Consider the following 21,341-nt stretch of genomic DNA (forward strand, 5'->3'; position numbering starts at 1 on the left):
GGGCTTGTCTGCTGGCGTCAGTTATAACCACGTACGTAGATAGAGGTCACCTCATCACTGCATAGGGTTTCATTGAAAAGGGTCGCCAATACCGGCTCGTCGCTTTTAATCAGCGCACATTGAACAAACTCACCAATCTGATCGATTAAATGGTTGTTCTGATCATTTTTTAAAATATGCTTATTTTCCATGGTATCGCCTCTTCATAAATGAGTTACGCCCTACTGATACCATCTCATTGATTCAACCAGGTTGATATCACACCAATTTAAACATGAACTTAACTAGACAGATCTTAAAAATTCAGTAAAAACTTCGTGAGTTCAATCAGTAACCGGACAAGTGTCGAAGTTCAATTAAACATCAATACTTCTGAGTTTTAAATATAAATATTTAAAACTTTAGTTTTATTCAGCTAAAACTAATCAGAGTAAGTTTGAAAGCTATTTCAGGAGAAGTCCCGCTTTTTATACCAATCAGTATAAGAAAGTGATCTACTCAGAGTTATTTTTGGCAAACTAATTCAAGGCGAATAGATGATTCAATGGTGATCCCTTGTGAAGCTATTCAACGAGGAAGTAGGCAGCCAAAAACACTCCTGAATGGCGAGTTTTAGCGCTTCTTATGCTGCGTTAACGAGCTTAAACCTAGTTAAACTATGTTCTTCACTCGCTGCCTTGCCTCAGAAGCGCTAAACTCTCGCTGAGCGATCACATCTTTATACTGATTGGTATTAGACAAAAAAATGCCAGTCAATCGACTGGCATTCTTATCTCACTGATGCTTATGGATAAAGCATTAGATACTGGCTAAGATCTTAGACACACTGTCTTTAGCATCGCCAAATAGCATTTCCGTGTTGTCTTTAAAGAAGAGCGGGTTCTGTACACCGGCATAACCAGTCGCCATCGAGCGTTTGAAGACAACTACGTTCTCAGCATTCCACACTTCCAGTACCGGCATCCCCGAAATCGGGCTACCAGGCTCTTTCGCTGCAGGGTTAACCGTGTCATTCGCACCAATAACCAGTACCACATCGGTATCGGCGAAATCATCGTTGATCTCGTCCATCTCCATCACGATATCATATGGCAGTTTAGCTTCGGCCAATAACACGTTCATGTGGCCAGGCAAACGGCCCGCAACAGGGTGAATAGCAAATCGGACATTCACACCACGCTGACGCAGTTTCTGAGTGATCTCTGCAACCGGATACTGAGCCTGCGCAACCGCCATACCATAACCAGGGGCAATGATAACGTTACGTGCATTTTTCAGCATATCGGCGACATCATCGGCCTGCACTTCACGGTGCTCGCCCTGATCAGCAACCCGCTCTAGCACTGTGCCACCTTCGGTACCGAAGCCACCTAAGATAACAGAGATAAATGAGCGGTTCATCGCTTTACACATGATGTAAGAGAGGATTGCACCCGAGCTACCCACTAACGCACCGGTAATGATCAACAGATCGTTACCTAGCATGAAACCTGCAGCCGCTGCCGCCCAACCCGAGTAGGAGTTCAACATAGAGACAACCACAGGCATATCCGCGCCGCCAATAGCCGACACTAAGTTATAGCCAAATACGAAGGCTACCAGCGTCATGATAACCAAGGCTCCAATCGCATCGGTTTGCATGTAGTAGGCACCTAAGATAACCGAAACCGCTATCATGCCCAGGTTCAACCAATGTGCACCAGGCAATGCTTTAGGCGCACTGTTTACCAAGCCACGAAGCTTAGCAAACGCCACCACAGAACCGGTAAAGGTTACCGCACCGATAAAGATACCGAGAAACACTTCAACGTCATGAATGGTTTTGGCCACAGGATCGATTTGACCCGTCACTGCATCCATCAAGGCACCGTGATCCAGTGTGCTCGAGAAGCCCACCAAGACGGCCGCCATACCAACAAAACTGTGTAAGATTGCCACCAGCTCAGGCATTTCGGTCATCTCGACTTTCAGTGCTAAACGCACACCGATAGCCGCACCTATGGCCATTGCACCGGTAACAATCCAGCTGTTACCCTCAATTTGAGTACTGGCAAGGGTCGCAACAATCGCGATAACCATACCGATAATACCCAAGATATTACCGCGTTGAGCGGTTTCCTGCTTACTTAAGCCTGCAAGACTGAAGATAAACAGGACTGCAGCAACCAAATAAGCTGCACTTAATAATCCTATAGACATGTTCGTCAATCCCCTTAGTCTTTACGGAACATTTTCAGCATACGCTGAGTGACGGTGAAACCACCGGCAATGTTAATCGAGGCAATGAGTATCGCAATGCCGGACAAGACCAGCACCGCCGTGCTATCACTGTTCATCTGCACCAGGGCACCGACAACGATGATGCCACTGATCGCGTTGGTTACACTCATAAGAGGGGTATGCAGTGAATGGCTCACATTCCAAACTACGTAGTAACCGACGACACATGACAGCACAAATATGCTGAAGTGCTGTAGGAAATCTGCAGGCGCAGAACTAGCAACTAACCCGAACAGGCCGGCTGCAACAGTAGCAATGGCAGGTTTGATCCAAGGGTTCTTTTTCTTCTCGACCACTTCGACCGGTGCTTCCTCAGCTTTAGCTTGAGGTTGCGCACTAACCTGAATTGCAGGTGGCGGGAAAGTTATCTCACCATCTTTAACCGCAGCTACACCACGGATAACCTCATCATCGAAGTTAATCTCATAGTTGCCGTCTTTCTCAGGCACCATTAACTTAAGCAAGTTGACTAAGTTGGTACCGTATAACTGACTCGCTTGCGTAGGCAGGCGGCGTGAAAGCTCTGTATAACCGATAATGGTGACATCGTTGACTACAGCGACTTCACCGGGAACGGTCAGTTCGCAGTTACCGCCATTGGCCGCAGCCAAGTCGACAATGACACTGCCGGGCTTCATTAAGCCAACCATATCTTCGAGGATAAGCTTAGGCGCAGGCTTGCCCGGGATAAGTGCTGTGGTAATGATAATATCGACATCTTTGGCCTGCTCACGGAACAGCGCCATTTCAGCATCGATAAACTCTTTACTCATCACTTTGGCGTAACCATCACCTGAACCCGATTCCTCTTCGAAATCAAGTTCCAGGAATTCGGCACCCATAGAGTTAATTTGCTCTTTCACCTCAGGGCGAGTATCGAAAGCACGAACGATCGCACCTAAGCTACCGGCAGCACCTAATGCTGAAAGACCGGCAACACCGGCACCGATAATCAATACTTTTGCCGGCGGCACTTTACCCGCGGCAGTGATTTGACCGGTAAAGAAGCGACCAAAATGGTTCGCTGCTTCGATGACGGCGCGATAGCCATCAACGTTTGCTAAAGAGCTACGTGCATCGAGAGACTGGGCACGAGAAATACGTGGCACCATGTCCATTGCGAGCAGGTTAATCCCTTTAGCCTTAAACTTTTCCAGTAGCTCTGGGTTCTGGGCTGGCCATACAAAACTTGCAACTGTCGAACCGGCTTTCATTAAATCGGTTTCGTCAACGCCAGTGTCTGCATTAATACCAGGTGCATTGACCTTTAGTACGAGATCAGCTTGAAACGCTTGTTCGAGGCTAACAACCTCTGCACCCGCTTCTTGATACGCTTCATCTTTGAAGTTAGCCGCCTCTCCGGCACCGCTTTGTACCACAACACTGAAGCCTAATTTCTTAAGCTGTATCACAGTGGCTGGTGTCGCGGCTACCCGGCTCTCCTGCGCGAGGATCTCCCTTGGTATTCCGATTTGCATAGTTATTTCCTGGTGTCGATAGTAATGTTTTCAACTGCTGTTACCGATAAACCTAACCCGGTAATACAATTGCTAATATTTATATTTTCATGACCAAAGCAACTAAATAGGGCGAGTCGCTACCGCTAAAAGTGACTAAGCATTCAGCCAAGCGTGTCATAAAACCTATCAACAATACCAAGATATTTGCGTTATGGGTCAATAATTTTCATTTTTTGAGGCTAAGGTCAATTATTTTTAGGTTCAGGTTTGTTAGTGATGCCCTGTCAATCACCATCTGGTCTTACTTATTAACAATTGTTATCGGTTTCATCTACATGGAGTGAGTATTTATTTGGATTTCTCAGGATAAATCGATTAAGACCAAAGTTATTTCTACCCATTGTTCTCAAAATCAGGTTAATCGGAATAGTTTACCTGGCAGTGGAGTTAATTGAGCCAGGTGACGGCAAGGAATATGCCGGAAGGACAAGAAATTCTGGCTCAGACGCGTGCCTCATCCCAGTAAATTTGTTGTTTGAAATGAACGGCCAGACGAAGGTTCAGATCATTAAAGCTTGGCAGAGACTCCTCGAGCCCGGTTAAACATGACCAGACAAAACGATGGCAGTTATTGTCGAACAGATCATATTCCCGATATTGAAAAATGGCAGATTCTGCACGTTCGAGTACACCGGCATCGATGAGTGGTTGGTGATCATGACTGCAGGCGATATAGATCTTGGTCCCGGTTCTGCCCGCCAGAAAGCGGTCTGTCGAGACGGCGCGGATTAAGCCGTTTCCATGAAGCTCAATAAGAATATGGTCGTCGAGCCAGATCCCGGTATGTTCAATCAAGCCAAAGACGAAACAGCAGATAATGGCGCCGGGTTGCGGTGTAACCTGTTTATGACCCGGATGCCACAGACTCGGCTTTAATGCGACATGTTGACCCTCTTCAGGCATAGACGGCGCCTTCCCCATACGGCGCTTATGCTCCAGCTGATGCCGTTTTTCTCGTCTGTCGGCCAGCATCACAGCACCTAAGGTTGCACCGCCAAGCCAGATTAAGGGTAATGCCATATCAGTCACTCCAGCTCACTTCACTTCCCCTGACAGTAAATCTTTAAATGAAGGCTGTGAATGAGAAAAATGTAAGATTTTTTTACCTGACCTTACTCATTGCGGGCCAACGACCCATTTCATCTCATCACCGAAAAATTGATAAAACAAGCGCTATACACTAGCTTTTACAATACAAGTTAATAATAGGAAGACTATGAAAGGCATTATTTTTTCAGAGTTTATCTCACTCGTTGAAGACAAATTTGGTCTTGAGACATGCCAAAGCATGCTGGATGAAAACGAAGATCCCGGTATCTACACCAGTGTGGGAACTTACGATCATCGGGACCTGATAAAACTAATTAACAGCCTAAGCAAGTTAACCGGTATCTCCTGCGCCGATCTGCAACAGGTATACGGCGAGTCGGTGTTCAACCAGCTATTTAAGAGCATGCCTGAACTCGAGGGAAAATATGACAATACTTTCAGCTTTATTAAGAGTGTCGAAGCATCGATTCATATTGAGGTGAAAAAACTCTACCCTCAGGCGAAACCACCCAGGTTTAGTTTCATATCACAATCCGCCTCCGAACTGGTGATGGACTATCATTCTGCACGTTGTTTATCTCATGTCTGCTTCGGTTTGATTAATGGGTGTGCCAACCATTTCAACCAGACTGTCACTATTGACATGGCGCCACTATCCCAAGATAGCTCGGAAGTGCGTTTCACTATCACCTATGTTTAACCGCTCACTCAGCCCTTACTAAAGTCAGGAGTACAAACAACACGATTATTAAGGTTAGGAGTACTAAATTCAAAATTACTAAGGTTAAGAGTTATCAATAGGGTCATTAAGTATGCCGGAAGATGAAAAGGCGGATTTACATAAACAGATAGCACTACTTACCAAAAAGGTGCACAGAGAGCACCAGACCAAGCTCGCGGCTGAAAAGCTGCTGGAAGAGAAGAGTCGTGAGCTTTACCTTGCCCAAAAAATATTAGAAGACAATCTATTCATCATTAAGAACCGTTCAGAGCAGGACATCGCCCTACTGCATTTGAAGACCCATTTAGAATCGGTGCTACTCGACTTCACCCAGATGTTTCTAAAACAGCACCCATCTGGCGAACATCTCCAGCGGTTGGTCGATGAACTGGCCGACATTGAGCACATTCACTCGTGCAGGTTAAACTTAACCGCATCCGACGGCTCACTCATTAATGGCCGGTTTATCGCAGGAGCCCCCACCAGCTGGCAACATGAAACAACACAGGAAAACTTATGTCACTGGAGCGATGAGGGTCATCAACTCAGCGTGTTCATTAAGGGAGGCACCCGGCACCTGGGGGCATTACAGGTCGAATTGAATACTCCAAAACCCTGGCAAGAGACCATAGAAAAGCAGCTACTCCTGTTTTGCGATATGCTCCACTCTGCCTACCAACGTCAGGCACTATTGAATCGCACTCTGGAGGAGAAGCGCAGAGCCGAGTACTCTGAGCGAACAGCAAGAGATTTTGTGGCCATGATAAACCATGAGCTACGCACCCCACTCAGTGGGTTACTGGGCAGCGCGGATCTGATGCGCGATACCCAAATGACGACCCATCAGCAACAGCTGCTTAAGACGATGCACCAATCCGGTGAACTACTGGAGGTGATAATCAATGATCTGCTCGATATCAGTAAGATGAATGCCGGTATGCTCAAAATCATAGATACAAAATTCAGTCCCGAGCAGCTGTGCTCAATGATCCAGAACATATTTACAACTAAGACCGCAGAGTTAGGCCTGGCTTTTGAACTAACATTCGATGAACACATTCCCGCCCGGTTGCTAGGCGATCCGGACCGCATTAAACAGCTCTTTGTAAACCTGATAGGTAATGCAATCAAATTTACCGATCAGGGCAAGATATCGGTAAAGGTCGATTGGGTGCAGGAGATGTTTCATTTTACGATATCGGACTCCGGCTGCGGGATCCCCAAAGATAAACTGGCACACATCTTTGAACCTTTTTTTCAGGTTAACAATGCCAGCAATCGCCCCCATGAAGGCACAGGATTAGGTTTAGCAATCTGTAAACTTCTGGTCGACGAAATGAAGGGAGAGATAAGCCTCGAAAGCAGCGAAGATGAAGGTACACAGTTCTCGGTCAGGCTACCGCTAAAGGCAACAGACGATACGGAAGATGTCACCGAGGATGAAGAGATGGACGTCACTCTGGAGAGGCTGACCGTATTAGTTGTCGAAGACAGTGAAGTGAACCGATTACTTATCTCCATGATGCTCGATAAGCTAAAGATCAAACCCTATCTCGTCAACAACGGTCAGCAAGCCATTAACTTTTTGGCCGATAAACCTGTCGATATAGTGTTGATGGACTGCAGAATGCCTATCGTCGATGGCTTCGAAGCAACCAGGAGACTAAGGCACTCGGGATATCGTCAACCTATCATAGCGCTGACTGCGGGTACCACGACCCTAGAAATCGATAAGTGTTTCGAGAGTGGCATGGATGAGATCATCAATAAACCATACAAGCTGATAGATATCAAAAGGGTGCTGATCAAATGGTATCAAAGAATCAACCAGCCATCAGGATAGGTGACACAGTTCAGCGACGGTCACCTGATGCAAATCTCCTAAAGCGGCAACCTGAGCGAGCAGGAGTTCACCACAGGCTAAGGCATCGACGAGTGCATTATGGGCCGCATACACGGGTAAACCAGAGTCAGGATAGGTGACACAGTTCAGCGACTGTCACCTGGTGCAAATCTCCTAAAGCTGCAACCTGAGCGAGCAGGAGTTCACCACACGCTAATGCATCGACGAGTGCATTATGGGCCGCATACACGGGTAAACCAGAGTCAGGATAGGTGACACAGTTCAGCGACTGTCACCTGGTGCAAATCTCCTAAAGCTGCAACCTGAGCGAGCAGGAGTTCACCACAGGCTAAGGCATCGACCAAAGCGTTGTGAGCAGCATAAACGGGTAAACCATATCGCGCCCGGCATGCCCCCAACCTTAGCGTCCCCTCTTTCAATACATCTTGTTTGCGAAGTAAACGCTTACGTTCAAGGGCCAAGGTATCGATAGCCAGCAACTTTATCGACTCTCCCGTGACCTGCTTAATTGCCACCTGTAAGAAACCTAGATCCAATGGAGAATGATGAGCGACCAACAATTTTCCTCTGGTACGTTCCAGGAACCATTCAATAGCCGAATCGATAGAGACACCCGCTTGTAGCTGATGATCGACGATACCGTGAATGGTTGCACTCTGGCCGACACTGCCGTTTATCTGAATCAACTTCTGTTCGGCGCGACTGAGTTGCAACTGGCCTTTCTCTATAGGAATTAAGCCGATGCTCAGAATCTGATCGCTATTAGGGTCTAAGCCTGTCATTTCAAGATCGACAGCCATCAAAGATGACTCAGAAAAGATCTGACCAACCGCGGGCATTTGAGAGCGATAATACTGTTTAGTCGAGTCCGAACGGCTCAAAAAAGCTCTCCAGCACAGTTGTGAGCGTAAAGCGAAACCCATCACCACCTAAAAGGTCCTCGTAAATTTAAGCTTTATCCCGGCCTGAGCATCATGCACCACCTTAAACGCGTCCCGTAACTGATGGCGAACCAATGATGAAAGGTTCTGTGGTTTAAGATAATTAGACAAGTCTAACGAGTGAGTGTATTGATAGCCTTGATTAGACAGGCGCATATGGGCAATAAATTCATGGGCATCAGCAAGATTCAATGCATCTTTACGATTGATGATGTTGCTCTCCATTAATGCACGAATACGTTTTGCCGTATTCACCTCTTTTATTCCGGCCGACAGCGCATATACCCGGGCGATATCGTTTATCAGCGCATTGCCCTTGTGTTTCAGATCTATTCCCTTCACCTCACGTCCGTCTCGCTCGAGCACAAACTGTTTGAAAAAACCTAACGGTGGCGACTCCTGCAATGAGTTGTTGGTCATTCCGGCAAGGAAAATATCATTGTCTTTAGTCTCCGCTAACACTTTGTCCTGCAGACTATCGAACAGAGAACTCGGCCCGTAGATAGAACGCATATCGAAGAAAATACTCGCATGCATTAACGCCTTAGGCTCCGGGGTATTAACCCACTTATCGAAGCGCTGTTGCCATTGAGTCAGGGTCAGACGCCACTTAGGGTTTTGCGCCATGATGTCGCCGGGGCAATAGATATAACCACATCGGTCCAGGCCGTTACACACCGCCTTGGTCAAGGTTTCAAAATAACCAGCGGCCTCTTCATCAGGTTCATGAGCGAGCAACAAACCATTGTCCTGATCCGAACACGCCGCCTGATCTTGTCGCCCCTGCGAGCCAAATGCCAACCAGCAGAAGGCCATGGGGGCCTCTCCCAGGATCTGTTGATTTAAGACGATAAGTCGCCGTGTCAGGGCATCGGTCACCGAGGTTAGTACCCGACCTATCTCCTCCGCTCTGGCATCCGCGCTGATAAGATTCTGCAACAAGAGCGGGATCTGCTTACTCACAGCGATCAGGCTTTCAAGATCATTTTGCCGCTCTATCTCACCTATCAAAAGCAGAGGTTGTGAGCTTTGACCACGTAAGATGTCGGTGCTGGTCAATACACCAACCGCTCGGTCATCGTCCACTATCGGCAGATGATGAATACTATGCTCACTCATCAGTAGCATGGCTTCAAATACCAGCGAATTTGATGTCAGGGTTTTGGGCTTTGTCGTCATCGCCTGATGCACGGGCAGGCTTCCCTCTAGCCCTTCGGCTAAAACCCGGTTTCTCAAGTCTCTGTCGGTCAAGATCCCACTGAGCTTGTTGTTATCTATCACTAACACAGATGAGACCCGCGCCGAGCGCATTTTTCGGGCGGCTTCGCTGACTGTCGCATTAAAGTCGATAACCAGAGGGTCACCCGACATTAAGGAGCTGACCCGATTGGTGGTTAACTCCTTGGCCTTGAAACGGGTCTGATGACGCAGGCGTTTAGCGAAGGCGCGGTTAAAGAAGCGATCGAACTCCCTGCTCTCTACACGCAGGTAATCGAAAGTATCGGGATCCAGGTGATACACCAGACCATCTTCGAGGATCCGAACCCTGTTACTCACCTTTTCACCGGATAACAGGGAGGGAAAACCGAAGTAATCTCCCTCGCCTAATCTATCCAGTAACTCACCATCATTATCTCTCACCTCAAATGCGCCGCTGCGTACGATATATAACTGAGGGTGACTCTCATCGAGGGGGACAAACGCGGATAATTTACTGTAGTAGCCAACGCTCAGACTTTTACAGCAACGTTCGAGTGTCGCGAGGTCCAGTGTATCAAAAGGCACCTGCGCCTTGATAAACTCGGTAATGGGTTGAAGTTCACTTGCATCCATAGACTGTCACCAGAAAAAGCGGAAGTAGATACTGATAGTAAAACTATACCTAATTCAAAAAGGTACAGGTATTCGACTTATGGAGCAGTTGGAGAGTTTAATGAAAGCAATAAAGATATGAACAGAAAAAGTTCAGCCAAAATATCCCTGAGAACCTCACTTTCTTATACCATAGATATTTCAGCATCTTCAGCCTGAATACGAGTCAGGTTAAGGATTTTTTGCTCCATACATAGAAATAGTGCCCTCCGCTGATGAAGGCCATCGCGATCAGTGACCACATACCCACTTGAAAACTCTGCGGGGTTAGGAAGGGGGAAACCTTATCGGTTAACAGTATTAACGCAAAGGTAATTTGAACGAAGGTACTCGCCTTTCCCCAGATACTAGGGGTCACCTCATAACTGCCAGACTGCCAGTGATAGAGAAGTGCGCCACACACAATCAAGAAATCCCTTATCACGACTACCATGGCCACCCACCATGGCAATATACCCACTATCGCAAAAGAGACATACACACTGACCAGCAGCACCTTATCGGAAATAGGATCGACAATAGCGCCATAACAACTGACGGCATTTAACTTACGTGCCAGGAAGCCATCGACGCCATCACTGAGCCCGGCAATCAATGCAATCCATAACACGGTGCCATAGTCTTCGTTCAAGATCATCAGACAGATGGGAACAGCCAGAATCAGGCGCAATGTCGTCAACATATTTGGAAGCTGCTTGATTACTGAACTGTCCATAACTTATTAACCATCCTGGATTAAGTTTTCCTATCTTTATTATATCCGCTCCGACTCAAAGTGCTCGTTTAAGCGGTTTAACAATAACGTTTTTTCGATTTAACCTTCCCTTGATACAACCTTTCCGCATTGGCTTATTACAATTTTTTAGTCATATAGATGCGGCTCGGTTCGAGAGTCGCTACCGGTAAAAAGAGCGCAACCTAAGACGAAATCAGTATATCAGTTTACCCTCAAGCCGATTTTTCAATGCTTGTACGGCGGGCATAGATTGACGATGAGCAGGCATAGTACTAATTGTGTTCAATCCGTTTTGATATGCCGTTTGTGCGTCACCATAACGCATCAGCCGATGTAATATCTCTCCCTTTCTGAGCTGCCAACGAGGCAGAGCCTCTACATCATCAGGCAAGAGTTCAATGGCCGCGAGGGCTAACTGAGTCTCGCCCAGCTCCTGATAAGTGTCAACCAGGAGATCTATCAAACTGACCATAGGCCCCAGCCTGTCTATCCCGTCATTGAGTCCGTCAATGGCCTTGCTAATCCCCTCGCTTTCTATCGACTTGGCCATCATCGCACGCTCAATAAACTGATCCGGGGTGGGCCTGTTTAACAGGCTCATAAAAATATCCATCTCATCCACGGCTTGTTCGTACTCTTCCAGCGCACTATATGTTCTGGCCAGATTCAGTCTGGCCGACTTATACCTGGGATCTAACTTTATCACCTTAGAGAGCAAGGTTTTCGCCTCATCCGGCATACCTGACTGCAGTCGCATGCGTCCCATGTAAAACCAGATATCCAGGCGTAATTTATCATCATGGGTGTATTTCAGGGCAGTTTGAAAATCACGCCAGGCTAAGTCCCAATGCCGGTTATCACTGTGAAGTTCTCCCCGCTTGAGATACAGGTGCGCATCATTTGTCTGTGAATTGAGCAAGTAATCATAGTGCTGCACACGCAGGTCTACATCTACGTGCGCCACAGATAAACCGGAGCAAGTCAACGTCAGCAATAAGATCACAGCCTTATAGAGTCCCTTCATGACTAAGGCACCGTTACCGACCCCGAGGTCATCACATCATTGAAGCTATCGCCTGCTCGCTCGATGTTGATAACCGTAAAAGTGAAAACATCGCCGCTTTGAGCCGCCACCTTAGATAACTTCAAACTGACGGAACCGTTTGCGCCCGTTGTCCCCGACACCATCGACGTCGAACCATCGGCTAAGGCCCAGTTACCGCTCACCTTGGCTCCAGATGCGACGCTTCCCGAGTCATCAATCACAGATACCTGAGCCGTAATATCATAGTTACGCCCCTTCTTTTTGAGAGAGAGTGAGACATCATCGGCCTGTAATACCGCAGGCGCTGCTATGGTGGTCGTCACCGCGACCTCTTGTGAGAAGGATGACTCTTCGACACCATCGCTGGCCGTTATGACATAGTAATAACTGGTGTCCGCCACCACCGAACTATCGAGATAATTCGTCACGAGCGATTGAACCAGCGGGATATAGCCGCTGCCGGATACGAGCGAACGGTAGATGTTATAGCTGATCGCGTGAGCCACACCTGTCCAGTTGAGCTCAACCTGACTGCCATTGAAACTGGCACTGACACCCGTTGGTGCACTGAGACCATCACAGGCCGTGGCATCGGAGCGAATACAGTCACTGGTTTCAATATTGTCACTGGCGAGATAGGTGTAACCAGTGAGACTCAAGGAGTTAACGGTGAAGATAAATTCACCGCTGCTGTTTTTGCTTGCGTTACCTGAGTTGAAGCTAACCTTGCCCTCATTTGATGTTACGCCGGACACAGATAATGCCGACATACCTGTCCAACTTCCCTGCACCGCTACGTTACCAATGGCTGAGCCCATATTATCGACGACCGAGACCTCTGCCTGTGCCCTGAGCTTTTTTCGGTTCACAGATCCGATGACCATGGCTATCTGCTCGACATATACCGAGGAGACGATGGCGTTTGTGGTGATATCCAACCCGGAGGTCGGCGTAGATTCATTGTTGGCTCCATCGAAAGCGATCACTTTATAGGTATAGCTTGTTGCCGGGGTTAAACCGCCATCATCGAAACTCGTTATCAACGGTGTCCCTACCATCACATCATCGCGAAGTACCTTATAACCGGCCACAGCCACATTATCGGTTGCCGCATCCCAGCTAATTGATGCACTGTCCGTTGTCACTGAACTCATTTGCAGGTTTTCAACCTGACTCGGTGCTTCGCTATCGCCCTCAGGCTCCGGCAGGGAGTAAACCAGTGTTAACTCGGGGTGGAAACTTGTCGACTCACTCGAATAAAAATCGGCACCATCTGAAGCCGAGGAGTGTGCGATGATAAAGCCGTTATTATTCACCGAGCCATCAACCCAGGACTGTACAATAGCAATTCCTGCCTCATTGAGATCAACCGTGAATAGTCCAGTAGAGGGCGAAATGGCAGAGAGAGAAATCGTTCCACGATCGCTCACGCCCTGTCCACCTGCCGACTCCCAGGCCATGCCCGCTCGATACTGCTGCCAGGTCACTTCATCTTCTACCCAAGGGGAGTAAAGTGGAAAAACACCATAACTGCTGCCCGATGGATTAAATACATCTAAGGTTATCGCCGCCGACTCGATAATGGCATCAACGGGGATTTGACTGATATCCCAGCGAAGCAGACTCGAAAGGTCGACACCGCCGCCATCATCGCCATCGATAAACAAACTCGAACTTGCCCCATAGTTGGTACTGGCATTGAGCTCACTGATATAGGCATCACTTGTACCGGCATAACCGGCGCCCGGACTAACGCCCTCTTGAAATGCTATGGTCATAAGGTTGATATAGGTAAATGTTTGCTCCGTATCGGCGGCTATGAGGTTAAGCGAAATATCTTCGATACCATTGATTGTCAACGTATAAAGTTGAGATGCCGTCAGGGCTGAGGTCGTTAAGGTGACTTCGCGCAGATTTGCACTCAATTGCGCCGAGAGCACTTCTGCGCCGTTATCCAGTTGGTAATTCAAACTATTGTTTGCACTCGCCAAGGTGATATTCTCAGAAAAACTGACCGTCAGGCTCGACGCCATAGTCGCCTTAACTGATACCAACTCAGGTGACAGAATATCCTGGCCCTTAGTGATGGTAAATGCATCCTGAACCGCATTGGTGTTATCGATAAAGGTCGCCGTAAGCTCATTGGCTATCACCTCGACAATGACCGAACCCAACCTATTGATTGAGGCATACATGGCCGGATGGTTCAGCGTTCCGCCCGAGATCTTACCCGAACTTCCCGCAACCACATAGACGGCGCCATTATTGGCCTGCTGGACCTGCACCGTTTTCTCATAACTGCCATCCCCGGTTTTCTTACCATCGCCACCATCGAGTTTCATCACCTCACTGAAACTCGATGAACTGCCATAGTGGCTGTCGATAAGGTATGACCGTTCATAGGAGTGGCTGTGGCCTGACAGAACAAGATCGACACCGTAAGACTCGAGGATAGGCAGCGCATTTTCACGCATCTCTATCAAACGAGATTCTGAATCTGAGTTATGAGAGCCTTTAGTGTAGGGCGGGTGATGCCAATAGGCGATGATCCAGGGCTGACTGGTGGCTTCAAGATCGTTAACCAGCCAGGTCAACATGGCACCGTTACTTGCCCTGCTGGTCTCGTAGGAATCCAGGCAGATAAAGTGGATCTGGCCATAATCGAACGAGTAATACGCTTCGGTTCCCGATGCTACGCCTCCCGCTTCGCCGTTAGTCGGCAGGGTAAAAATATCGTAGTAAGGCCCCTCTTGTGAGGCTGAATCAGCGCTTGCCCCATCGTGGTTACCTAATGTTGCCCAGAGCGGAGATTGCTTTAACAGCTCGGGATAAAGCTCGAACACAGCGGCCTGATACTCACTGTCGGTGCCGGTAGAATAGGCATTGTCTCCCAACATGATCCAAAGATCTGTGTACTCACTGCCGGTTCGGGTCCGGTAGGCATCCCGAACGGCCCGGGCATTATTATCCGCGGTGCCTGAGTCACCGATGATCCAAATCCGGGCGAGCTCCGTGTTACCAATGTCAGGTGAGGTATAGAAGAAATGGCTGCTATCGCCGCCGGCAAGAACGCCGCCCGACTCATCGAGCAGGGCGTAATAGTAACGGGTATCGGGCAGTAAACCCGATATCAGGACACTATGGTCCACCCCATCTGCCCCAAACGCACTGGCATTCAAGTCATTAAGCTCAGTACCGTAAATCACATTCGATGGGCTGGATATATCGGTTCGCCACTTAACCGTCATGCTGTGCTGCGTGCCCAGCTGCAGATAGGGACCACGACTCAGGTTCTCCGCCCGCCCTTCAAATGGTGCAATAACAAGCAGAGAGCAGAGTAAACCACTCAAAAAGAGTCTGTTGGTCGAAGACTTACATGATAAGAATGACAGAAATGAACCAGACATAAACACCACCGTACCTTGCGGCTCTTAGCTATAAACACAAGCAAGAGCCATGAGCGATGTGATAAGTATATGCACTAATACCCCGTCGTGCCTGAGCTTGCACCTGCTTATAGATGTGGTATCGGGAGCTGATGAAGCAAAAAAAGAGCGCCGAGGCACTCTTTTTAATCTGACTTTACATCAAACTTTTAATTGAAGATTAATGATCGTGCGCTTCGCCTGACCCTTTAGGGAAACGAATCGACTCAACCATATCGACAACATTCTGTGGTACCGCAGCAGTGACCTTGCTGACCGCAAGGGCGACAACAAAGTTAACTACCATACCCAGCATACCCATGCCCTCCGGAGAGATACCCAAGAACCAGTTATCGGCATTGTTCATTTCAGGGTTAATAAACTTGAAGAACACGATATATGAAGCGGTAAACAACAGACCCGTTACCATACCGGCCATATTGACCCCTTTGTCAGTCTGAAGCTGAAACCCAATGAACAAAAAAGAGCGCCGAGGCGCTCTTTTTAATCTGACTTTACATCAAACTTTTAATTGAAGATTAATGATCGTGCGCTTCGCCTGATCCTTTAGGGAAACGAATCGACTCAACCATATCGACAACATTCTGTGGTACCGCAGCAGTGACCTTGCTGACCGCAAGGGCGACAACAAAGTTAACTACCATACCCAGCATACCCATGCCCTCCGGAGAGATACCCAAGAACCAGTTATCGGCATTGTTCATTTCAGGGTTAATAAACTTGAAGAACACGATATATGAAGCGGTAAACAACAGACCCGTTACCATACCGGCCATATTGACCCCTTTGTCAGTCTGAAGCTGAAACCCAATGAACAAAAAAGAGCGCCGAGGCGCTCTTTTTAATCTGACTTTACATCAAACTTTTAATTGAAGATTAATGATCGTGCGCTTCGCCTGATCCTTTAGGGAAACGAATCGACTCAACCATATCGACAACATTCTGTGGTACCGCAGCAGTGACCTTGCTTACCGCAAAGGCGACAACAAAGTTAACTACCATACCCAGCATACCCATGCCTTCCGGAGAGATACCCAAGAACCAGTTATCGGCGTTATTCATTTCAGGGTTCACGAACTTGAAGAACACAATATATGAAGCGGTAAACAGCAGACCCGTTACCATACCCGCAATAGCACCCTCTTTGTTAATCGTCTTAGAGAAGATACCCATGATGATTGCCGGGAACAGTGACGATGCCGCTAATCCGAATGCAATCGCAACGACCGCCGCAACGAAGCCTGGAGGATTAATACCGAAGTAACCCGCCATCACAATACCTAAGGCTGCCGCGATACGTGCAAACATCAACTCTTTCTTATCTGAGATATCGGGCATTAAGTTCTTCTTCAACAGGTCGTGAGAGACCGACGTTGAGATAACCAGCAACAGACCCGCTGAGGTTGATAGTGCCGCCGCTAAACCACCCGCTGCGACCAATGCGATAACCCAAGCCGGTAAGTTAGCAATTTCAGGCGTTGCTAATACCATGATATCGCGGTCAATCTTCATCTCACTTTCAGCGCCTTTGGCATAATAGATCTTGCCATCGGCATTCTTATCATCCCACTTAATCAGACCAGTCTTTTCCCAGTTCTTAATCCATTCAGGTGCAGTTTCATACGCAACACCAGTTGATTCAGGACCATTAATCGTCTCAATCATATTTACACGAGAGAACGCCGCTAATGCCGGAATTGTGGTGTACATGATAGCGATAAATACCAGTGCCCAACCCGCAGATACACGTGCATCTTTTACCCTAGGCACAGTGAAGAAACGTACGATAACGTGTGGCAAACCAGCTGTACCAAACATCAAGGCACCAGTGATAAAGAACACGTCAATCATGCTCTTAGAGCCTTCGGTATATTGTGAAAAACCAAGTTCGGTCGATAGGCCATCTAACTTGTCGAGCAGATACACGCCTGTCCCGTTACCCGCAGCATCGATAAGCTCAGCACCGAAGCCGACTTGTGGCAGTATGTGACCCGTCATCATGACAGAGATAAATATTGCAGGAACCATGAAAGCGAAAATAAGTACACAATATTGAGCAACTTGGGTGTAGGTAATGCCCTTCATTCCACCCAGAACGGCATAGAAGAAGACCACCGCCATACCGATATAAACACCGGTTTCTACATCAACTTCGAGGAACCTTGAGAATACAACCCCGACACCACGCATCTGACCCGCAATATAGGTAAAGCAGATGAAGATGGCACAAACAACGGCCACGGTACGGGCTGCCTGAGAGTAGTAACGGTCACCGATAAAGTCTGGCACGGTAAACTTACCAAATTTACGCAGGTACGGCGCCATACAAAGGGCCAATAGTACGTAACCGCCAGTCCAACCCATCAGGTAAACTGAACCATCATAACCAACAAACGAGACGATACCCGCCAGTGAAATAAATGACGCCGCCGACATCCAATCTGCCGCTGTCGCCATTCCGTTCATCACAGGGTGAACACCACCACCTGCCACATAAAATTCTTTCGTCGATCCGGCTCTACTCCAAATCGCGATACCAATATATAGGGCAAACGTCACGCCCACGATTAAATAAGTTAATGTTTGTACATCCATCTCACGGCTCCTTTCTTAGGTTGAATGTTAGTCTTCGTGAACATCATATTTTTTGTCTAATGCGTTGGCCTTGGCCACATAGACAAAAATCAGCGCGACGAACACATACATTGCACCCTGCTGCGCGAACCAGAATCCTAATTTGAATCCCATGAAATGAACTTCATTTAGTACATCGACTAATAAGATGCCGCATCCAAATGATACAGCAGCCCAAATTGCTAATAACCCCAGGACTAAACGCAAATTCTCGCGCCAATACCCTTCAGCCTTTTCGTTACTTTCAAAACTCATAGTGACTCCCCTGTGCTGGTTTTTATATTAAAGTCATAGTTAATCTACCAAGCATCGAGGCAACAACAATCGCGACCTTAGTCTAACGTTGGCGGCAACCCAATTAGGTTTACGGGTGAATACCGATAATTAACAGCAGCTTGCAAGTTGACGCCAGCGTCAACTTGCAACAAAAGTACTCAGCGACCTTAGACTAAGGTAGGAGGAAAATTAGAGGATAATGAACAACATTTTGTCGCACGCCGCCTCAAATGAGAAAACTAACCGACATTATTGGGAGTTGAAATGGCTAATAAACTCGTAACTAAAACGGCTTAAGTTCAAGTCAGATTCGGGATTGATTCGGAGATTGGTTCTGAGATTGATGAGAATAATGATTGGAAATATTAGCGACCATTCATCCCCTTTAAAAGTCATTAAAACTTGGGGGGAGATATACACAGTATATCGATGCTCACCACTCGTTCGAACGGAGCATCCCCTAAAACGGGTCTGGCAGGTAGTCTTGGTGCTGCATGGCGGCATACTCTTCATTGCTTCCAAATTCGAGGCTATTCATAATGAGCTTATCTTGGTGAGCTTATCTTGGTGAGTTTTAGTCTAGCCTGTCGGCCAGCGTACCCGACTCGGTTAAGGTACGGTCAGTTCGCTGACCCTGTTTAAATCTTTGTCCATTTTGCGCTATATCAAATTAACCGTCGCTGCTTTCTCGCCACAAACGCGGCTCGCTGTTCGGCAATGATCTGGTTGACTCTTCGCTCGGTAAGCCCATATTCACGAGATAACTGCTCCAGATTATCACCTTCAAACTCGCGCCAGATACGGATATCACGCAGGACGTCTTTGAGGTGTTCGCCGTTGGGGATATAGAGAACACGGTCACCAAGGTAAATGCTTAATGTGGTGGCTAAGGCTTCGCTGATGGCCAGAGCATTGCGTACCTTTTGTCCCTCTAAGGTTACTCGCATCAGCTCACATAGGCTTTGTAGGGACGGTGGCCAGCGCTTGATAAAATCGGAACGCTCATCGGGTTTGAGTGTTTGCAGGGTTTCCAATACTTGTTCCAGCTCAAAAGTACTGCTATGAATTAAATCCGTTTGCTCTTCATGCATCATCTTATTCACAAGATAGCCCTCCGTTGGCTTGAGTTAAATATAGCTCAACAATCTCGTTATGGCTGGCTAGTTGATCAGGCTGTACATATATAGATTGTCCGCGGTCTTTTAGACGCTGAACCTGCACACCTTTCTGCCAGTTTTCACGCTTTCAAGTAACGCAGATACTCTCATGCCGAGCAGGTATCAGGCCTGAAAAATAGCTAAAAAAATGCCCGCAAAAATGCGGGCTTTACTCTTTAAAGTCAGTCGATAGGTAGAGCAGAGAAGCTTACTCTTTGTCTTCCAGCGACGACAGGTAGCTCACCAGTTCGGCCAACTCCTCCGCCGTACGTTGCTTAGACTTTATCAGGTACCGACCATTAACCAGCAAGGATGGTACACCACGAATTCCGGCCAGCTGAGCCTGAGTGTCGTAATTAGAGAGGGCAAGGCTGGCATCAGCCGAACTCATCGCTTTCTCTACCTTGTCGGGACTGACGCCTTGCTGCACAAAGTAATCTCTTAATTGCTCGGGACGGGTAAATGCCCCCTCCTTCTCATGGATACGTTTAAAAATATTGCCATGGACCTGGGGCGTTATTTTAAACTTTTGAGCCAGGTAGTATGCTTCCTGACTTAAGATCCAACTAGGGCGGCCGGCGCCGATGGGCGTTCTGCTAAACTCCACCTTGTCACCGAGGAGCTCAACCGTTTTTTCGAACAGTGGATCCTGGCGATAGCAATGACCGCAGTTATAGGAGAAAAACTCCCTGACGATAGGAGACTTAGCCTCGGGGATCCCTCTTATTTGCACATAGTCGACTCCTTCGACAAAGCCCTGAGCCTCTACCTTGTTGAACATCATCATATTGGCTGCAACGAAAAGCAGTAATGTGGTTAAAGGCCACTTTAAAAAATTCATCGTCTCTTCCTAAGTTAAAACCTGAGTTAATACCTGAGTTCAGGTTAGTTACATTCACAAAGCATAGCTATAGGGTCGTTATAGCGATATTGAAAGCCTAATTCTTTAGAAATTTTAGTGCCGTCGATGCACTTACCTACCTGCCCGATTTGGGACTCATCGCTGAATGTCGGCGCCTCGAGAGATAAGTCTTTGGCCGCCGTCGAATAGAAGGCTTCCCGGGTCGGGTGTTGATTAGCACAAATATTATAACTGGGAGATAACGCCTTGCCCGATAACAGACAAGCCACGGCGCCGATGCAATCGTCTAAATGCACCAAGTTAACCGGTGACTCCCGGCCCGGTAAATTCTCTTTTCCTGCTAAGAAGCGTCCCGGATGCCTCCCCGGCCCCACTAAACCGGCAAAACGAATAATACAGGCGTTATCACACTCGCTAAACAACTTCTCAGCTGCGAGCAACACCTCGCTCGATGGCGAATGCGGCGCGGCATCGCTTTCTGTCACGGGGCATTCCGACGAAGGATAGACCCCGGTAGTGCTGACAAAGATGAGCCTCATGTATTCATGCTGAGCCATCAGCCTTTTGAGGAAGCTCAAACGTTTCAGGTAAGCACCGGGAGATTTTACAATTGCTGGGGGAATATTGATAATGATGGCATCGGTATGAAGCCCTTGATGCAGCATAGCTAATGTCGACTCATCGAACCCAGGCTCAGACTCTCCAATCACACACCCATTGAATTGCTGCTTATCGAGATCCAGGCCAAAGCCTGAAATACCATCATGATTTAACGCTGCAGCCGCTTCCATTGAGCGCTTACTACCGCTAACGATATAACCCTGTTTAATTAATGCCTTTGCCAGCGGTAATCCAAACCATCCACAACCCACAATACTGACCGATTTAATCTTCAAGGTTACTCTATTCCTAATTTTTTATTTAAGATCATATGTTA

At 47.6% G+C, this 21,341-nt stretch carries 17 protein-coding genes and 2 pseudogenes; 2 read left to right on the forward strand and 17 right to left on the reverse strand.

The genetic code is table 11. The annotated features are described in order from the left end of the window. Positions 1 to 17: 17 nt before the first annotated feature. The 4 genes from EKG39_RS23285 to EKG39_RS00150 all read right to left on the reverse strand — a co-directional run bounded on the left by EKG39_RS23285 (position 18) and on the right by EKG39_RS00150 (position 4,820). The gene (locus EKG39_RS23285; protein WP_185817492.1) at positions 18 to 191 is read right to left on the reverse strand and encodes a hypothetical protein; all 174 of its coding nucleotides are present in this window, start codon (positions 189 to 191) and stop codon (positions 18 to 20) included. A 607-nt stretch (positions 192 to 798) separates the two neighbouring features. Continuing rightward, positions 799 to 2,199, reverse strand: a complete 1,401-nt coding sequence (gene pntB, locus EKG39_RS00140) for a Re/Si-specific NAD(P)(+) transhydrogenase subunit beta (protein ID WP_126503092.1) — start codon at positions 2,197 to 2,199, stop codon at positions 799 to 801. 14 nt (positions 2,200 to 2,213) lie between these two features. Further along, positions 2,214 to 3,758, reverse strand: coding sequence for a Re/Si-specific NAD(P)(+) transhydrogenase subunit alpha (locus tag EKG39_RS00145; protein WP_126503094.1), 1,545 nt, complete (start codon positions 3,756 to 3,758; stop codon positions 2,214 to 2,216). Between the two features lie 483 nt (positions 3,759 to 4,241). Then, positions 4,242 to 4,820, reverse strand: coding sequence for a lecithin retinol acyltransferase family protein (locus tag EKG39_RS00150; RefSeq protein ID WP_126503096.1), 579 nt, complete (start codon positions 4,818 to 4,820; stop codon positions 4,242 to 4,244). Between the two features lie 196 nt (positions 4,821 to 5,016). Between EKG39_RS00150 and EKG39_RS00155 the strand changes: the two genes are divergently transcribed. Then, positions 5,017 to 5,550: a heme NO-binding domain-containing protein gene (locus EKG39_RS00155; protein WP_126503098.1), complete on the forward strand. Its 534-nt coding sequence runs from the start codon at positions 5,017 to 5,019 to the stop codon at positions 5,548 to 5,550. Between the two features lie 112 nt (positions 5,551 to 5,662). Beyond that, a complete protein-coding gene (locus EKG39_RS00160) occupies positions 5,663 to 7,414 on the forward strand; it encodes an ATP-binding protein (RefSeq protein WP_126503100.1) in 1,752 nt (583 codons plus the stop codon). Here EKG39_RS00160 and EKG39_RS00165 read toward each other — a convergent pair. The 13 genes and pseudogenes from EKG39_RS00165 to EKG39_RS00230 form a co-directional block, all read right to left on the reverse strand. Further along, positions 7,406 to 7,528: a hypothetical protein gene (locus EKG39_RS00165; RefSeq protein WP_425470105.1), complete on the reverse strand. Its 123-nt coding sequence runs from the start codon at positions 7,526 to 7,528 to the stop codon at positions 7,406 to 7,408. The two genes, EKG39_RS00160 and EKG39_RS00165, sit on opposite strands and share 9 nt — an antisense overlap. A 149-nt stretch (positions 7,529 to 7,677) precedes the next feature. Beyond that, complete coding sequence (locus tag EKG39_RS00175; protein WP_185817520.1) at positions 7,678 to 8,358, reverse strand: exonuclease domain-containing protein; 681 nt, start codon at positions 8,356 to 8,358, stop codon at positions 7,678 to 7,680. A 6-nt stretch (positions 8,359 to 8,364) separates the two neighbouring features. Beyond that, the gene (locus EKG39_RS00180; protein WP_126503104.1) at positions 8,365 to 10,209 is read right to left on the reverse strand and encodes a DUF294 nucleotidyltransferase-like domain-containing protein; all 1,845 of its coding nucleotides are present in this window, start codon (positions 10,207 to 10,209) and stop codon (positions 8,365 to 8,367) included. 205 nt (positions 10,210 to 10,414) lie between these two features. Further along, positions 10,415 to 10,963: a CDP-alcohol phosphatidyltransferase family protein gene (locus EKG39_RS00185; RefSeq protein WP_126503105.1), complete on the reverse strand. Its 549-nt coding sequence runs from the start codon at positions 10,961 to 10,963 to the stop codon at positions 10,415 to 10,417. A 214-nt stretch (positions 10,964 to 11,177) separates the two neighbouring features. Beyond that, positions 11,178 to 12,008, reverse strand: coding sequence for a tetratricopeptide repeat protein (locus EKG39_RS00190; RefSeq protein ID WP_126503107.1), 831 nt, complete (start codon positions 12,006 to 12,008; stop codon positions 11,178 to 11,180). A 2-nt stretch (positions 12,009 to 12,010) separates the two neighbouring features. Continuing rightward, positions 12,011 to 15,436, reverse strand: a complete 3,426-nt coding sequence (locus tag EKG39_RS00195) for a DNRLRE domain-containing protein (protein WP_126503109.1) — start codon at positions 15,434 to 15,436, stop codon at positions 12,011 to 12,013. A gap of 199 nt (positions 15,437 to 15,635) precedes the next feature. Next, a pseudogene (locus EKG39_RS00200) lies at positions 15,636 to 15,893 on the reverse strand (cation acetate symporter); the annotation flags it as partial. Positions 15,894 to 15,993: 100 nt separating this feature from the next. After that, positions 15,994 to 16,251 (reverse strand): annotated as a pseudogene (locus EKG39_RS00205) (cation acetate symporter); the annotation flags it as partial. A gap of 100 nt (positions 16,252 to 16,351) precedes the next feature. Next, complete coding sequence (locus EKG39_RS00210) at positions 16,352 to 18,070, reverse strand: sodium:solute symporter family protein (RefSeq protein ID WP_126503111.1); 1,719 nt, start codon at positions 18,068 to 18,070, stop codon at positions 16,352 to 16,354. A 27-nt stretch (positions 18,071 to 18,097) separates the two neighbouring features. Beyond that, a complete protein-coding gene (locus tag EKG39_RS00215) occupies positions 18,098 to 18,364 on the reverse strand; it encodes a DUF4212 domain-containing protein (protein WP_012142092.1) in 267 nt (88 codons plus the stop codon). Positions 18,365 to 19,050: 686 nt separating this feature from the next. Next, positions 19,051 to 19,479 carry a Mor transcription activator family protein gene (locus EKG39_RS00220; protein WP_126504675.1) on the reverse strand — a complete coding sequence of 143 codons (429 nt, stop codon included), beginning with the start codon at positions 19,477 to 19,479 and terminating at the stop codon, positions 19,051 to 19,053. Positions 19,480 to 19,750: 271 nt separating this feature from the next. Next, on the reverse strand, positions 19,751 to 20,329 hold the full coding sequence (locus EKG39_RS00225) for a thiol:disulfide interchange protein DsbA/DsbL (RefSeq protein WP_246028407.1): 579 nt from the start codon (positions 20,327 to 20,329) through the stop codon (positions 19,751 to 19,753). 98 nt (positions 20,330 to 20,427) lie between these two features. Continuing rightward, positions 20,428 to 21,300 carry a Rossmann-fold NAD(P)-binding domain-containing protein gene (locus tag EKG39_RS00230; RefSeq protein WP_126503115.1) on the reverse strand — a complete coding sequence of 291 codons (873 nt, stop codon included), beginning with the start codon at positions 21,298 to 21,300 and terminating at the stop codon, positions 20,428 to 20,430. Positions 21,301 to 21,341 lie beyond the last annotated feature (41 nt).

Source organism: Shewanella atlantica, from assembly GCF_003966265.1.
GTDB lineage: Bacteria > Pseudomonadota > Gammaproteobacteria > Enterobacterales > Shewanellaceae > Shewanella > Shewanella atlantica.

Bases quoted from the DNA above. Each gene is read 5' to 3' on its own strand.
- EKG39_RS23285 (WP_185817492.1), bottom strand. From the start codon at position 191: ATGGAAAATAAGCATATTTTAAAAAATGATCAGAACAACCATTTAATC.
- pntB (WP_126503092.1), bottom strand. From the start codon at position 2,199: ATGTCTATAGGATTATTAAGTGCAGCTTATTTGGTTGCTGCAGTCCTG.
- EKG39_RS00145 (WP_126503094.1), bottom strand. From the start codon at position 3,758: ATGCAAATCGGAATACCAAGGGAGATCCTCGCGCAGGAGAGCCGGGTA.
- EKG39_RS00150 (WP_126503096.1), bottom strand. From the start codon at position 4,820: ATGGCATTACCCTTAATCTGGCTTGGCGGTGCAACCTTAGGTGCTGTG.
- EKG39_RS00155 (WP_126503098.1), top strand. From the start codon at position 5,017: ATGAAAGGCATTATTTTTTCAGAGTTTATCTCACTCGTTGAAGACAAA.
- EKG39_RS00160 (WP_126503100.1), top strand. From the start codon at position 5,663: ATGCCGGAAGATGAAAAGGCGGATTTACATAAACAGATAGCACTACTT.
- EKG39_RS00175 (WP_185817520.1), bottom strand. From the start codon at position 8,358: ATGGGTTTCGCTTTACGCTCACAACTGTGCTGGAGAGCTTTTTTGAGC.
- EKG39_RS00180 (WP_126503104.1), bottom strand. From the start codon at position 10,209: ATGGATGCAAGTGAACTTCAACCCATTACCGAGTTTATCAAGGCGCAG.
- EKG39_RS00185 (WP_126503105.1), bottom strand. From the start codon at position 10,963: ATGGACAGTTCAGTAATCAAGCAGCTTCCAAATATGTTGACGACATTG.
- EKG39_RS00190 (WP_126503107.1), bottom strand. From the start codon at position 12,008: ATGAAGGGACTCTATAAGGCTGTGATCTTATTGCTGACGTTGACTTGC.
- EKG39_RS00195 (WP_126503109.1), bottom strand. From the start codon at position 15,436: ATGTCTGGTTCATTTCTGTCATTCTTATCATGTAAGTCTTCGACCAAC.
- EKG39_RS00210 (WP_126503111.1), bottom strand. From the start codon at position 18,070: ATGGATGTACAAACATTAACTTATTTAATCGTGGGCGTGACGTTTGCC.
- EKG39_RS00215 (WP_012142092.1), bottom strand. From the start codon at position 18,364: ATGAGTTTTGAAAGTAACGAAAAGGCTGAAGGGTATTGGCGCGAGAAT.
- EKG39_RS00220 (WP_126504675.1), bottom strand. From the start codon at position 19,479: ATGATGCATGAAGAGCAAACGGATTTAATTCATAGCAGTACTTTTGAG.
- EKG39_RS00225 (WP_246028407.1), bottom strand. From the start codon at position 20,329: ATGATGATGTTCAACAAGGTAGAGGCTCAGGGCTTTGTCGAAGGAGTC.